The following is a 15,773-nucleotide window of genomic DNA, read 5'->3' on the forward strand; positions in this document are numbered from 1 at the left end:
TTTTCTTTTCTCTTTTAGTCTTTTACAATTTTACAATTATAATTCTTCATCTATTAGTACATTATTATTATCTTCGTGCCATTATACATCTATGAATTCCAGAGAAAAAGAATTTGCGCAGCTTATCAAAGATAATCAGGGTCTGATTATTAAGGTATCTCGTCTGTATACCAATTCTCTGGAGGATGAGGAAGATCTTTTTCAGGAGATTGTGTTACAACTTTGGAGAAGTTACGACTCATTCAAAGGGAATTCTAAAATTTCCACGTGGATGTACCGTGTAGCGCTCAATACAGCCATTACGCTCTTTAGAAAAAAAAGCAAAAGCCTGCCTACTAATGAACTGGACATCAACCACAAAGATTTTGTGGAGGATGATGATGAAAAACAGCAGCAGATATCGCTTTTGTATACTGTAATCAAGACTCTTCCTAATGTAGAAAGAGCCATCGTCATGATGTATCTGGACGATCTGCCTTACAAGGATATTGCAGAAAATCTAGGTATCACTGAAGTCAATGCACGAGTAAAAATGAACAGATTAAAGAAAACCCTTAAAGAACAGATGGAAAAATATGCCTGAATTTGATTTAGATAGCTTTAAGAAAACCTGGCAGGAACAACCTGTGCAGCCTAAATATGACAACAGTGAGATTCTTCAGATGTTGAATAGAAAATCACGCAACTATGTAAAGTATATTTTCTGGATCAGTGTTGTGGAATTCCTGTTCTTTTCTGTACTGGGATTATTCTATTTCTTCCAGGAGGAAGAATCTGACAGTTTCCGAAAAATGCTGGAAAGAGTGGGTGCACAAGAAGCTCCTGAAGTAGAAAGCAATTTTGGTCATGTTTATTTAGCTATAAAAATATTAAGTTTATTGATTACGGCTTATTTTGTCCTGAAATTCTATCAGAATTACCGAAAAATAAAGATTGAGGAAAATCTGAAAGGACTTATAACCCGGATCATCAAATTCAAAACAACCGTTAATGCCTTTATTCTGATTAGTATTGTATTGCTTATTGCATTCGCATTTGTACTGACTGCTTTTATATTTTATACTTTAAATTCTCAAAATATACAGCCTACCAACTCCAATCTTACGATCATTATTGTTGGCCTTGCTGTCAGCACACTGCTTGCCATATCTATGATCTGGCTTTATTACAGACTGGTATATGGTATCATTATTAAAAAACTTGATAAGAATTTAAAACAGCTTAAAGAAATAGATTCTCAGGAAAATTGATCCACATAGGCGTAGTTCAGGATATAATTATTAATTTTATTCCACCAAATCTTAAACTATGCCCTTATCTTATGTTTATGGAACATCAGAGGTTCCATTATTAGGACAGACCATTGGAGGAAATCTTAAATGTACTGTCGAAAAATATCCCCATCAGGAAGCGTTAGTCTCCGTTCACCAGAATTACAGAGCTACTTATCAGGAATTTTATAATCAGACCACTGCTGTGGCCAAAGCTCTCTTATTTTTAGGGGCAAAAGCAGGTGACAGAATCGGAATCTGGGCTTCCAACCGTTATGAATGGGTCCTTCTTCAATATGCTACTGCCAGGATAGGAAGTATTTTAGTTAATATCAACCCTGCCTACCGAACTCATGAACTGACTTATGTAATCAATCAGTCCGGAATTCGTTTTATTTTTTCTTCTTTACATTTTAAAACCAGCAACTATAGGGAAATGGTAGAATATGCAAAAGAAGTATGCCCCACTTTGAAGCATGAAATATTCTTCGATGATAACTGGGAAGAATTTGTCAACAACGGACAGGAAATTTCGGATGAAGTTCTTCACAGTTTTGAGGAGCATGTACAGTTTGACGATCCTGTTAACATTCAATATACCTCAGGAACTACGGGTTTCCCAAAAGGGGTTACTCTTTCTCATCATAATATTTTAAACAACGGCTACTTCATCGGTGTAAGATTGAAATATACAGAGAAAGACCGTGTATGTATTCCTGTTCCTTTTTACCACTGCTTTGGAATGGTGATTGGAAATATGTGCTGCACTGCCCATGGTGCCTGTATGGTAATTCCTAATGACAGTTTTGATCCGGAAATTACATTAAAAGCTGTTTCAGACGAGAAATGTACTTCTTTATATGGTGTTCCCACGATGTTTATCGCTGAACTGGCTGTAAAGAATTTCAACACCTATGATTTTTCAAGCTTAAGAACCGGAGTGATGGCAGGATCTGTCTGCCCACCGGAAATCATGAAAAAGGTGGAGAATCTTATGAACATTAAGGAAATGAGCATCTGCTATGGGATGACAGAAACCTCACCCGTGTCTACCCAGACACTGATTGGAACACCGCTGGAAAAGCAGGTCAGTACTGTAGGAACTGTTCAGGATCATCTGGAAATAAAAATTATTGATGAAAACGGCAGAATCCTTGAACGCGGTGAACATGGTGAGCTGTGTACAAGAGGCTACTCTGTGATGCTAAAATACTGGAATGATCCTGAAAATACAAGAAAAGTACTGGATGATGCCCGCTGGATGCATACCGGAGATATGGCTGTCATGGACAAAAATGGATATATTACGATTTCCGGCAGGATTAAAGACCTTATTATCCGGGGTGGAGAAAACATCTCACCTAAGGAAATTGAGGATTTTCTTTACACGTATACCAACATTCTGGATGTTCAGATCATCGGAGTTCCAAGTGAAAAGTTTGGAGAGGAAGTGATGGCCTGGGTAAAAGTGAGGAAAGGATTCACCCTTACGAAAGAAGAACTTGAGGAATACTGTAAAGGAAGAATTGCCCATTATAAAGTACCAAAATACTGGAAATTTGTAGATGAGTTTCCTATGACGATTTCCGGAAAGATAAGAAAAGTGGAAATGCGGGAAATTTCTATGAAAGAACTCGGAATGGAAATTAATAAAGTCTAGCCCCTCTGCATAAAGTACTGATACGCGTTTAAGAATAGTAAACGAAGGCTTTACCAGCGGCATTTGCACTTTTTAACCTGTAAAAAAACAAAAAAGCATTTCAGATTGAAATGCTTTTTCTCTTTCTATACTTTAAAGTTCTTTTCTTAATCTTGCGACAGGAATATTAAGCTGTTCACGATATTTTGCAATCGTTCTTCTTGCAATATTATACCCCTGTTCTTTTAAAATGACCACTAAGGCATCATCTGTGAGTGGTTTCCTCTTATTCTCTTTACTGATTACTTCCTGAAGGTGAGTTTTGATCTCTTTGGTAGAAACCTCTTCTCCATCATCATTCGTTAAGCTGTCTGAGAATAAATCTTTAAGATATACAATACCATTAGGGGTATCTGCATATTTACTTTTTACAACTCTTGAAATCGTTGAGATATCAAATCCTGTAATATCTGCAATATCTTTTAAGATCATTGGTTTCAGTGATTTTTCGTCTCCTGTGATGAAATAATCTTTCTGGAACTTCACAATAGCTGTAATCGTCTGTAATAAGGTATTCTGACGCTGATTAATAGCATCGATATACCATTTTGCCGCATCCAGTTTTTGTTTGATAAATAGTGCTGCCTGCTTATGCTCTGATGAATTTTTATCATGAGAATAAGTTGTCAGAATGTCTTTATATTCTTCAGAAACTCTTAAGGTAGGTGCATTTTTACTGTTAAGCATTGGAATTACCATACCGTCTTTCACCTGAATTACAAAATCCGGAATGATTTCCTGGTTAATTGTAATCGTCTGTGTATCAAAGTTCCCGCCTACTTTAGGTGATAACTTAGAGATTTCATCAAGAGCATCTTTAAGATCTTCTTCTTCAATATCATATTTCTGAATAATCTTGTTATAATGCTTATTTGTCAAAGCATCAAACTGATTTCTTAAAATATTGGCGGCCAGAGAAACTGCTTTATCAGAGCTTACTTTCTTCTCGATCTGCAACAGTAAACATTCCTGTAATCCTCTTGCTCCTACTCCTGACGGGTCCAGTTTCTGAACATAGTTCTCAAGGATATCTTCAATTTTTTCTTTGGTGGTATAAATTCCCTGTGAGAAAGCCAGATCGTCTACAATAGATTTGATCTCTCTTCTCAGATATCCGTCTGTATCTAAGTTTCCGATAAGGTATTCTGCAATTTTCAGATCCTCATTATTGATATTTACCAAATGGATCTGCTCCATCAAATAATCATATAACGACTGTCCTTCTGTCAAGAGACTCTCATTGTCAAACTCTTCATCATCCGGAGAGTAGTTGCTGGATGCGGTTTTATAGCCTGGTTCATCGTCATAGATATAATCATTAACGTCGAAATCCGTTTCAATACTTTCTGTACCTTCATCCTGATAAGCGTCCTCCAAAGAAGAATACTCATCTTCTTTAGAATCCTCTTTGGCAATTTCCAAAGCAGGGTTTTCTTCTAACTCTCTCTCCAACTCCTCTTCAAATTCAAGAGTATGAAGCTGAATAAGCTTCATCAACTGGATCTGCTGAGGGGCCAGCTTCTGTCCTAATTTGAGTTGTAAGTGTTGTTTAAGCATATTCTTATTTGCGTTTTAACATAACATATTCTACGAATTTAATAAATTTATTTGATAAAAAATACATTTAGCATGATTTTTGCATTATACTCCTTACATAATAAACTACTAAAAAATAAAAAAAGCCTTCATCATCAGATAAGGCTTTTTTTTATTACTCTAGAATTCAGCGCTTTTCGGCGTTCTTGGGAAAGGAATTACATCCCTGATGTTTGTCATTCCCGTTACAAAAAGAACAAGTCTTTCTAACCCTAAACCGAAGCCTGCATGAGGTACAGAACCAAATTTTCGGGTATCAAGATACCACCAAAGTTCGTGCTCATCTACATGCATATCTGCCATTTTCTGTTTTAATACATCTAATCTTGCTTCTCTTTCTGATCCTCCGATGATTTCTCCGATACCCGGGAACAATACATCCATTGCGGCAACGGTCTTATTGTCATCGTTCAGTTTCATATAGAAAGCTTTGATTTCTTTCGGATAGTCAAATAAGACTACCGGGCTTTCAAAATGTTTTTCTACAAGATATCTTTCATGCTCAGACTGAAGGTCAGTTCCCCATTCTTCAATAGGGTAAGCAAATTTTCCTTTTTTGTTTTCTTTAGAGTTCAGTAAAATCTCGATTGCTTCTGTATAGCTTACACGTTTAAAACGTTTAGCAACTACATTCTGAAGCTTTTCGATAAGACCTTCTTTTGCTCTTTCTTTTTCCGGTTTTGTTTTCTGTTCTTCTGCAAAACGATTGTCTAAGAAATCAAGATCATCTTTGCAGTTATCCAATACATACTGAATTACATATTTTAAGAAATCTTCCGCAAGGTCGATATTGTCTTCAAGATTGTTAAATGCTACTTCCGGCTCAATCATCCAGAATTCAGCAAGGTGTCTTGTTGTGTTTGAATTTTCAGCACGGAAAGTAGGTCCGAATGTATAGATTCTTCCTAATCCCATTGCTGCAGTTTCTCCTTCCAGCTGTCCTGAAACAGTAAGGTTGGTCTTCTTTCCAAAGAAATCCTGAGCAAAATCAATCTCTCCATCTTCGGTTCTCGGCATATTATTCAGATCGAAGTTGGTTACCCCAAACATCTCTCCTGCCCCTTCTGCATCTGCTCCCGTAATTACCGGTGTGTTGATATAGAAAAACTGATTTTTGTTGAAGAATGAATGAACAGCAAAGCTGACTGCGTGACGTACTCTGAAAATAGCACCAAACAGGTTGGTTCTGAATCTTAAATGCGCCTGCTCTCTTAAAACCTCTAATGAGTGTTTTTTCGGCTGTAAAATCGTTTTATCCCTGTCTTCCGTGAAGTTATCCCCTAAAATAATAATTTTTTTAGCAACAATTTCTACAGTTTGCCCTGCTCCCTGACTTTCTACCACTTCACCAATAATCTTTAGAGAAGCTGCAGTACTTATCTTACCGATAATTTCTTTGTCAAAATTTTCAAAGTCAACAACTATCTGCAAATTATTAATCGTAGAACCATCATTAAGTGCTATAAAGCGATTGGCACGGAAAGATCTTACCCATCCGTATACTGTAATGTCATGATGTAATACTTTTTTGTAGTCCTGTAGGACTTCTTTAATCGTTTGCTTTTTCATTTGTTGATGATAAATTTTTTATGTAAAAATTAATGTTGGCAAAGTTACAAAAAAACAGCGCAACTTAATGGTTACGCCGTCTTTAAAAATCATTTATCAAGTATTTAAACTTCCAGTTCAAGAAAACTATCTTTTTCAGCTGCTGATCCTCCTTCACTTTTATAGTTTAATTTCAATTCTATGGGATCTAAAAATCTACATAAATTTGAACTGAATACACTCATCTTATCACTTTTAAAAAGAATAAATAAATTTATTCTGAGTTTTCATGGAATAGTTTTTAATGTATAGAAATGGTTATTAGTTTTCAGTGATACTTTTTTATATTCCGAATGTATTCTGTGAATTTTGCTTTAATTACTTTGTGCTTTTTTAAATGATCATTACTTCTACGTTTCTAACTTTTCTGAATAATTACTTTATGAATTACATCAGTCAATTTTTCTAATTATTAAACATTTCCAACTTGATTCGCATTTGGCTTCTCTTCATCTTGTAATGTGCACATACAAAATATGATAATTGTGTTTTTACCTCTGAAGCAAAGATGCGGCAAAAGAGAATATTGAAACAAGTAAATAGTCTATAAATTCATAAATTTATAGACATAAAATCATGAATTTATATTATTTAAACAATTGACATAAAGTAAATTAAATCTAAATTGACTTTATATTTTCAATTTCTTTCAGATAGACAGAAAGGGGTGTTCCTGTTCGTTTTTTAAAGGCTAAAGTGAAAGCCTGCTCGTTATTATAGCCTAATTCTTCGGCGATAAAAGGTAACTTGTAAGACCTAAATTTTCTGTCACTGGCCAATCTGCTGATGGCATAATCAATACGGAGGTCATTAAGGTAAGTTGCAAAATTTTTCCCTTTGTAAGTATTGATAGTTTCGGACAGGTATCTGGAATTGGTTTTTATTTTTTTTGCCAAACTCCCTAGTGTGATTCCCTTGTTTAAAAACTGATCTTTACTTTCGAAGATTTCAAGTTCTTTTAAAATATTCTGAACGATATCTTCGGAAATTATTTTGGAAGATGTATTTTCTGCATCCTCCACCGGCAGATTATTGGGCAATGCTCTATTCTTTAATTCAATATCTTCACTGACTCTATTTTCACTCACAGACTGTATAAGGTCCTGAGCAATCTTTTTATACTTCTTTTCGGATTTTTTGTATTTAAAATAAAAGTTGATAAACAGCAGGTGTGATATCAATAATAAACTGATAACAATATAAAAAAGTGATTTTCTATATTTAAGTTCGTTGGATATCAGTTCTTTTTCCAATTCCAGCTTAGGGGCATCATAGCGCCTGGGAAGTTCCCGGGATATATACCTGAACTGGGTGTCAAGAATCTGATCAACTTCTAAAAAGCGTTCGACGTAGTACAGCTGATTTTCTTTATCATTATTACTTTTATAATAATTGATAAGATAGGTGTACACCTCTCTAAGCTCCGGATATACATAATGGGTTTTAAAAACCATAGAATCTATCTTTCTAAAACAGGTTATCGCTTTATCTTTTTCCTTAAGCCCTGCATAGGATTTTCCTAAGTTTAAAAGGGTATAATTCTCGTTTCTCTTACTTGGGTTATAGGTGGTAAAGAAATATTTTTGGCACTGAAGCAAATTATCAATGGCCATTTGATAATTTTTTAATTGCAGGTTATAATAGCCCAGTAGTCCCAAATTTTGATGATAGGCATATACATTATCATTTTTTTTAGAAGACTGCAAACCCTCCTGTATTAATGTATATGCAGAATCCATTTTATTAATTTCTATATAGGCATCCGCTAAGTTGAACCTCAGGTTATCATGTTCAGTTTCATCCAGATAATCGGCATTATATAAATAGTGTCTAAAAGTTTTAGCTGTTTCAGCGTGCTTCCCGATATAATTATTCAGAGAAGCAATACTGATATGCGCCATGGCAATCTGCTTTTTATTTCTTTTCTCTTTGGCATATTTTAGACCTAAGATATAATTATTGAGGGAAGCCTGAAGGTTGTCAAATCTCAAATTCAGATTGCCTCTTAACAGATAGATTCTTGCAGGGTAATAATTTTCTGTGGAATTTTTGGTGATCAGCTGAAGACTGTCAATATATTTTAAGGCATTGGGTAAGGTTTCATCAAAGTGCATCATCACATAACCTTCAGCAATGTGGGTGTTATTTTTCTCCAGTTTGGCTTTTTTCAGGTAATATTTTGCGATGTTACGTTTACTCCCAACATCCCAGGTTTTTCCGTTATAGAATTCCTTTTCCAATTCCTGATAAGTCCTTTTTTCAGAAAGGCCCTTTTCTATATTATTGGTTTGTGCTTGGAATATATTACACACAATTAATAATAGGATCAAATAATTTATTTTCATCACTTATTCAGGCTATCTTACAAAAATATTATTTTTATTCAGTACATTCATTTCTCTTTTTATTTTTTTCTTGTATTGATCAGTCTTTGCATTAAAATTAATCCTGATAAAATTATAAAAAGAGCATACAGCATGGAGTTGTACGCTCTTCAAAAATCATTCCCATTGTACTTTTCCTTCTACGTAATATACCTTACCTCTGTCTTCGTAAAGAAGATCATATCCCTGGCTCGGCAGATAGAAATGACAGACCTTGGTCTCACCGTTTCTATCTTTGAAATCCAGTACGGCAGGGCACATTTTTGCATGATCCATTTTCTTCACTATTAAATCATAATTCTTCTGAATATTTTTCTTAGTGTACATAGACAGCATCCTGTCATCCATAAAACGAATATACTTTAGGGATGAAAGAGGATAGACAATCAATGAAAACGGTTTTCCTGCCTATGCAGCCGCATTTTCGTTAAAAAAATTAGTCATTGAAATACTGTCATGAGTAATATTTTTCAACACACTCGTTTCATATCTTTTCCCATCATTAAATTCCATACTGTATATTGCTTCCATTTTCAAGGCAAAACCAGTTTTGGATTTCTTCAGCTAAGGTCTGTAAATGTTTTTCCTTTCCTGATAACAATTAAAACATTTCCTTCACCGTAATCACAATCATAATATTGTTTATAGTCAAAAGGCTCTTTTCTGTTGGTTTCCAATGTGTCATTTTCTGTATTTTGTGAAAAAACCTTCCGGACAACAATATCCATACTACTATCAGTTTATAATTTTTCATAATTCAATTATTTTTCAGCTAAAAGCAGGTTCATCTTTTTCAGCAGACCTTTTTTCTTTTATTTCTTCAAACTGATCTCTCACAAAGCTGTATAGGAACATGGTAATTTCTAAAACAAATCTTTTCATAACTCTTTATTTTGTCTTCTGTTTCTTAAAATTCCAGTTGATCAGAGGCAATTTTCTCTTTCCGTTCTCATTCCACATCCCGATCTGTATTCCTCTGAAATCCTTACATTTATTATACAATCCAATCTGAACTCCCCTGCATTTTTGCCCTACATTAGCAAAAGATGCCACAGAAACCCCGTTCATCTCGTGATGCAGGTTGAAAAACGGCGAAACAGAAACTCCATTTGTAACAGCATACGTACTGATATTACTGGAAACATTAATCTCTAACCCATTGGTGACAGTAGGCTCCATATTGATGAGTGACAGCTGTACTCCATTAATTCTGTTCATTTTTTGTCTGGAAATAACAGCATAATCATTATCAAGGTCCCAACCTTGTACTGATGGTAAACTAACAAGCATAAGCGGTGGAAGAAAAACTCCAATAATATTGAAACCCATACCCAGCCCATTTACTTTTTTAGGCGTAAAATTCTCCTCTTCATCGAAATATTTGAAAAGAATTCCATTGACGTTTCTGATATTCTTTGAAGGAGAAGCAGCAACTATTCTGGGCTTCAGAGAATCTACTTTTAAACTATCTGACGCATACGCCAGACTATGGAATAAAAGGACCATTAATAATAAGATTCGTGTTTTCATAATTCATTGTTTTAAAATTATATTTCAAAATTATCATCAGAAAGAACACTTATAAATGTGAATAAAAATTAAAAAAAATACTACATTTGTGAAAATCACAAAACTATGCACCAGGAAGCTTTACTGAAGGAAATCCGAAGAAAAATTGGTGAAAAATCCTTAAATGATGAGATCGCTAATATTCTTGACATCAGCTATGATGCGGCTCATCGGAGAACTTCTCTGAAAGCCAAGTTCAGTTTTGAAGAGGCTCTGGAGCTTGCCAGATATTATCAGATCTCTCTGGATCAGTTTCTGGGAACAGAAAATCAATTGGTTGTCAAAAGAACTCAGCCTGTAAAAACAACTGAAGATCTTTTCAACTATTTTGAAAGTTCACTTAAGATTTTAAACGTTTTTCAGAATATTACGGATTCTAAAGTATTTTATTCAGCAAAAGACATCCCGTTTTTCTATACGATTTCAGATTCAGTTTTGTCCCGTTTCAAGTTTTACGTGTGGATGAATTTATTGAATCAGGATAAATTCTTAAGCCCGTTTCATGAGTTTAATTTTGGGTATCATTCTGTGAAAAATGAAATGCTTAAAGATTTGTACGACAAGCAGAATGTTACAGAAATATGGAATGATACCACAATAATGAGTGCATTGAGACAGGTTTCTTTTTATTATGAAATGGGACTGCTAAGGAGTAATGATGTTGATCTGATTCTTGAAGATCTGAAACACCTATTACAAGAACTTGAAAATAAGACACTGGAAAAATCCAATTTTCAGATTTATGTAAATGATCTCGTGATTTTAAATAACAGTATCCTATTTAAAAATGAGCAGCAATGTTCTTTTTTTATTCCTTTCAGTATGTTCGGATATATGATGACCAATGATCAACTGACCTGTGAGGATTCTCTGAGCTATTTTGAACATCAGATTAAAAACTCGAAATCATTGAATGAATCCGGAAACAGGGAGAGGAAAATATTTTTCAATAAAATGTATCAGCAGATTGACTGTTTAAAACAGGATTTATCATGAAAACTCTTCAAAACGGCCAATATTTTGGTCTCACTAATGAAAACGTACATTTTGAAGGGCTGATCATCACCGATACAGAATATACCCATCCTTATGTAGACTGGCATTATCATGAAAATGCTTACTTTACTTTTTTACTTCAAGGTCATATGACAGAAGGCAATAAAAAAGAAATTTACGGATGTTCTCCCGGCACCCTGCTTTATCATCATTGGGAAGACCCACATTATAATGTTAAGCCCGATCTTTTCACACGGGGATTTCATATTGAAATTACACAAGACTGGTTTGACGCTTTTAATCTTCAGAAAAACAAAGCAGAAGGCAGTTTCAACATTAAAAATCCAGCATTAAAATTACTGGTTTATAAAATTTTCAAAGAAACCAAACTCAATGATACTTCTTTTGAGGTGGCAGCTAATGAACTTCTGCTGAATCTTTTTTCTCAACTGGCTCCCAGGAATAGTACCTTCGAGAAGAAACCGTTATGGGTTAGCCAGGTGGATGAAATCCTGCACGAAAATTTCACAGAAAAAATAAGCCTCAAAGAACTGTCCAAAACCGTAAATATTCATCCTATCCATCTCAGCAGAGACTTTCAAAAGCATTTCCACTGTAATTTGGGTGAATATATCAGGAAACTGAAGATCAGTAAATCTCTGGAACTGATCAACAGAAAGCATACTCCTCTCACGGATATAGCTTTAGAATGCGGCTTTGCAGATCAGAGTCATTTCATCCGGTGTTTTAAAGAAAATATAGGGATTACCCCCTTAAAATACAGGAACCTTCTAAAAATTCCCTAAACTTAAAATACATGAAAAAAATCGTTATTCACGATTTGGATACATCATTCCCCGATTAGGCTACATTTCAATTCTTTTAACTTTCCATCTTTGTACCACTATTTAAAGCAAAAAAAATATAAAATGGAAACTAAAAAAGTATGGCTCGTAACAGGAGCTTCCAAAGGGTTAGGATTTGAATTGGTTAAAAAACTATTATCCGAAGGATTCAAGGTAGCTGCAACAAGCCGCACTGTTGATTCTTTGATTTCAACGATTGGAGAAACTTCTGAAAACTTTCTGCCGCTGAGTGTAGACATTACAGATAATAATGATGTAAAATCTTCCATCGAAAAAACAGTTGAACATTTCGGACAGCTTAACGTGGTCGTGAACAACGCAGGATACGGACAAATCGGGACTCTTGAAGAACTTACCGATGAGGAAGCAAGAGAAAATTATGCGGTTAATGTTTTCGGAACGTTAAATGTGATCAGAAATGCAATGCCTTATCTTCGTGAGCAAGGATCTGGAAACATCTTTAATATTTCTTCTGTTGGAGGTTATTCGGCTAACTTTCCAGGTTGGGGAATTTACTGTTCAACCAAATTTGCAGTTGCCGGATTTACAGAAGCACTGGCTGAAGAGGCCAAAGAGTTCGGAGTTCATGCTACGGTAGTTTATCCCGGATATTTCCGTACAGATTTCTTAACGAAAGACTCTGTGAGAACTCCCTCCAATCCTATTCAGGCCTACGAAGCTGCAAGAACTTCAGAGCAAGCCCACCTTAATGATATTAATGGAAATCAGCCTAATGATCCCGGGAAAGCTGCAGAAGTACTGATCCAGATCAGTAAAGAAAAAAATCCACCTGTACATTTGTTATTGGGAGTGGAAACCCTTGAAATTCTGAATAATAAGATTGATATTCTGAAGAAAGATTCAGAGAAATGGGAAAGCCTGACGGTTTCGACTGCGATTTAATTATCCTTTCTATGCTGTCCTTTTGCATTGAAGCAAGAGAACGAAAAACTCAAAGCTTATATGAATTATTAAGATTTTATGTAAGGAGTGAAAAATACTGAGAATTTGTCTTATAAATATTCTTTACATAAAATCTTATTCATTCAGAATCAATTCAATATTCGAATTAATTAAATAATTTAGCGATTATGAAACCACCAATCCGTTTTAATTCTATTTCAGATTTTCACTCTTTCTGTAATCTTTCGAATCCGGATCATCCGCTCATCAGTCTGATAGATTATAGCAAAGTCAATTATCCTGTAGAAGGTGCTGAGCTGAAATGGATTCAGAATTTTTATTCGATTGGCCTGAAAAAAAATGTCTATCCGAGGTTCAATTATGGCCAGCAGCAATATGATTTTGATTCTGGGGTTTTATGCTTTGTTTCTCCACAACAGTTCTTAAGCCTTGAAGTAAAACAGGATATTGAAGTAAATCCTACAGGATTTTTATTACTGATACATCCTGATTTTCTGTGGAATACATCTTTAACTAAAAAGATAAAGTCTTATGATTTTTTCAGTTATCAGGTAAAGGAAGCCCTTTTTCTCTCCGATAGGGAAGAGAAAATCATCGTTGATATTTTCAAAAATATAGAACGTGAATATCAATCCAATATTGATAAATTCACTCAGGAATTAATTATTGCACAAATTGAATTACTATTGATCTACTCTGAGCGTTTTTATGAACGTCAGTTTCTAACCCGAAAAAGATCAAGTCATGAGTTGCTGCATAAGTTTGAAGAAGTGCTTTCCCAATATTTTGACAATGAAAAGCTCCTTGAAAATGGTATTCCATCTGTAAAAATCATCGCCGAGCAAATGAATATTTCTCCCAATTATCTGGGGACTTTACTACGTATTCATACGCAGCAAAATACACAGCAGCATATCCAGAACCGGTTAATAGATTCTGCCAAAGAGCGTTTAAGCACCACGCATTTATCAGTGAGCGAAATTGCTTATGAACTGGGATTTGAGCATCCACAATCTTTCAGCAAGTTGTTTAAGCAGAAAACGAATCAATCCCCCGGAGAATTCAGGAAACTGTTTAATTAAAAAAATATAATTGATGGAATGTTAATTTCATTCTATTTTGCAATGAGAAAGTTGACTATTTTTGTTGAAATTCTATTGAGATGAAAATAACATCAACTTTTGCCTTTGTTCTCATATCTTGTTTTTACTCCGGACAGAACCGGGATATTGTGAATGCAGATAAAATTGAAAACCAGATCCAGAAGAAAAATATCAATAAGGTTATTTTTCTTAACAAATCGATATCTATTGAAAATCTCAAAGAATCTGACATCCTTAAAAGTATGGTATTCCAGGAAAGTCAGAATCTCGATCTGCGCGTTTTTACGGACAATTCCTTGGTTAATTATCTGCACCAGCTAGATCCTTCTTTAACAGCGGATGAGCTTCTTCAAAAAGGAAATTACCAATTTTCATTTTACGTAGACGGGAAAATGATTTATCAGGAAAATCTTAACAAAGGAGCAGGGATTCCGGATGATAAGAAGTTCAAGACCACCTTTAGAATTCCTCTTGTAAGCAGTAATAATGAGGATTCATGGGGAAGATATCTATGGATGCGTTTTTATTTTGGTCACGACGGAATTGACGCACTGCAAAGTGGAAATCATATTTTAAAAATCGAGATCCGCCCTTATCTAAAAACCTCGGTATTAAAAACAGGAAATATTATTGCTTCTGGAGAAATAAACTTAAATGTTCCCCAAAAAAGTAGCAGTGAAACTCAAATTGCTCTTCAGCCCATACAACCACACAGCGGATGGAAAGTTTCTGATGACAAGTTCAGCCCTGAAAAGATAAGACTTTTAAACAAAAAGATTGCGGAAGAAAGGTTTAAAGAAATTACAGGAATCATTGTTATTAAAAATGATAAACTTCTTCTGGAAGAGTACTTTAATAAATCCGGAAGAGATTCTTTACAGGATACCCGATCTGTAGGAAAGTCATTTGCTTCTGCCCTGGCTGGTATTGCAATTCAGGATGGTTACCTCAAAGGTGAGCATCAAAGTCTGAAAGATTTTTATAATTTAAAATCATTTAAAAATTACAGCTCTAAAAAAGACAGCGTTACCATAAAAAGCCTGCTGACTATGAGTTCCGGTTTTGACGGCAATGATGACAATTCCGATTCTCCCGGAAATGAAGAGAATATGTATCCAACTGATAATTGGGTCCAATTCACATTGGATTTACCCATGACGGAAGATAAAATTGGTGAAAACTGGAGTTATTTCACTGCAGGAGTAGTGGTTGTGGGAGATATTATAAACCAGTCAGTCCCTAAAGGATTAGAAAATTACGCAGATAAGAAGCTTTTCCAGCCACTTGGAATCTCTAAGTATAAATGGCAATTCACTCCCCAGCAAAAACCTTCTCTGGCAGGCGGACTGAGAATGAGCGCTCTGGATTTCGCAAAATTCGGACAGCTTTATAAAAATAACGGAATCTGGAACGGCAAAGCAATTTTAGATAAAAACTGGGTCCATAAGTCTTTCTCCAATTACTTCACAGATAATAAGGACTTTGAAGGATATGGCTATTTATTCTGGAGAAAAGTATATCAGGTTGGAAATAAAAATTTTGAGGCTTATCAGTGCAGCGGTAACGGTGGGAATAAAATCATTGTATTTAAGGACATTCCTTTTGTGATGGTTATCACAGCAAAAGCCTATAACAAACCTTATGCTCACTCACAGGCTGATAAAATGGTACAGGAATATCTTTTACCCGCATTATTGGGTAATGAGTAATTTTTGAGGAAAGTGTACTAAAAATTCGAATGAAAAAACTGCTTAATG

At 35.0% G+C, this 15,773-nt stretch carries 15 protein-coding genes; 8 read left to right on the forward strand and 7 right to left on the reverse strand.

Translation table 11 applies throughout. The features are described from left to right. Positions 1-91: 91 nt before the first annotated feature. From LF887_RS18835 to LF887_RS18845, 3 genes are read left to right on the forward strand one after another with little or no spacing between them, the layout of a single operon-like run. Positions 92-583, forward strand: a complete 492-nt coding sequence (locus LF887_RS18835) for an RNA polymerase sigma factor (RefSeq protein ID WP_236855786.1) — start codon at positions 92-94, stop codon at positions 581-583. Next, positions 576-1,250 (forward strand): beta-carotene 15,15'-monooxygenase, encoded by a 675-nt coding sequence (locus LF887_RS18840; protein ID WP_236855787.1) that lies wholly within the window; start codon positions 576-578, stop codon positions 1,248-1,250. The genes LF887_RS18835 and LF887_RS18840 overlap by 8 nt, the downstream gene beginning before the upstream one ends. A gap of 58 nt (positions 1,251-1,308) precedes the next feature. Continuing rightward, the gene (locus tag LF887_RS18845; protein ID WP_236855788.1) at positions 1,309-2,931 is read left to right on the forward strand and encodes an AMP-binding protein; all 1,623 of its coding nucleotides are present in this window, start codon (positions 1,309-1,311) and stop codon (positions 2,929-2,931) included. Positions 2,932-3,063: 132 nt separating this feature from the next. Here the strand turns inward: LF887_RS18845 and rpoN are convergent, their stop codons facing one another. The 7 genes from rpoN to LF887_RS18875 form a co-directional block, all read right to left on the reverse strand. After that, positions 3,064-4,527, reverse strand: a complete 1,464-nt coding sequence (rpoN, locus tag LF887_RS18850; RefSeq protein ID WP_236855789.1) for an RNA polymerase factor sigma-54 — start codon at positions 4,525-4,527, stop codon at positions 3,064-3,066. 159 nt (positions 4,528-4,686) lie between these two features. Beyond that, a complete protein-coding gene (gene asnS, locus LF887_RS18855) occupies positions 4,687-6,135 on the reverse strand; it encodes an asparagine--tRNA ligase (protein WP_236855790.1) in 1,449 nt (482 codons plus the stop codon). A gap of 659 nt (positions 6,136-6,794) precedes the next feature. Continuing rightward, entirely contained in the window at positions 6,795-8,504 is a 1,710-nt protein-coding gene (locus LF887_RS18860) for a helix-turn-helix domain-containing protein (RefSeq protein WP_236855791.1), read from the reverse strand. Between the two features lie 171 nt (positions 8,505-8,675). Next, positions 8,676-8,906: a hypothetical protein gene (locus tag LF887_RS18865; RefSeq protein WP_236855792.1), complete on the reverse strand. Its 231-nt coding sequence runs from the start codon at positions 8,904-8,906 to the stop codon at positions 8,676-8,678. 60 nt (positions 8,907-8,966) lie between these two features. Continuing rightward, positions 8,967-9,089 carry a hypothetical protein gene (locus LF887_RS24280; RefSeq protein ID WP_262912483.1) on the reverse strand — a complete coding sequence of 41 codons (123 nt, stop codon included), beginning with the start codon at positions 9,087-9,089 and terminating at the stop codon, positions 8,967-8,969. Positions 9,090-9,118: 29 nt separating this feature from the next. Further along, entirely contained in the window at positions 9,119-9,286 is a 168-nt protein-coding gene (locus tag LF887_RS18870; RefSeq protein ID WP_236855793.1) for a hypothetical protein, read from the reverse strand. A gap of 160 nt (positions 9,287-9,446) precedes the next feature. Further along, positions 9,447-10,088 (reverse strand): LA_2272 family surface repeat-containing protein, encoded by a 642-nt coding sequence (locus LF887_RS18875; RefSeq protein WP_236855794.1) that lies wholly within the window; start codon positions 10,086-10,088, stop codon positions 9,447-9,449. Between the two features lie 105 nt (positions 10,089-10,193). On the opposite strand from LF887_RS18875, the gene LF887_RS18880 reads away from it, so the two are divergent. From LF887_RS18880 to LF887_RS18900, 5 genes are all read left to right on the forward strand, one after another. After that, positions 10,194-11,123: a helix-turn-helix domain-containing protein gene (locus LF887_RS18880; protein ID WP_236855795.1), complete on the forward strand. Its 930-nt coding sequence runs from the start codon at positions 10,194-10,196 to the stop codon at positions 11,121-11,123. After that, complete coding sequence (locus LF887_RS18885; RefSeq protein ID WP_236855796.1) at positions 11,120-11,929, forward strand: helix-turn-helix transcriptional regulator; 810 nt, start codon at positions 11,120-11,122, stop codon at positions 11,927-11,929. Before LF887_RS18880 ends, LF887_RS18885 begins: the two co-directional genes overlap by 4 nt. A 123-nt stretch (positions 11,930-12,052) precedes the next feature. After that, positions 12,053-12,892, forward strand: coding sequence for an SDR family NAD(P)-dependent oxidoreductase (locus tag LF887_RS18890; protein ID WP_236855797.1), 840 nt, complete (start codon positions 12,053-12,055; stop codon positions 12,890-12,892). 188 nt (positions 12,893-13,080) lie between these two features. Continuing rightward, positions 13,081-13,995, forward strand: a complete 915-nt coding sequence (locus LF887_RS18895) for a helix-turn-helix domain-containing protein (protein WP_236855798.1) — start codon at positions 13,081-13,083, stop codon at positions 13,993-13,995. Positions 13,996-14,075: 80 nt separating this feature from the next. After that, complete coding sequence (locus LF887_RS18900; protein WP_236855799.1) at positions 14,076-15,725, forward strand: serine hydrolase domain-containing protein; 1,650 nt, start codon at positions 14,076-14,078, stop codon at positions 15,723-15,725. Positions 15,726-15,773: the final 48 nt, after the last annotated feature.

Origin of the sequence: Chryseobacterium sp. MEBOG06 (assembly GCF_021869765.1) — a bacterium.
Classification (GTDB): Bacteria; Bacteroidota; Bacteroidia; order Flavobacteriales; family Weeksellaceae; genus Chryseobacterium.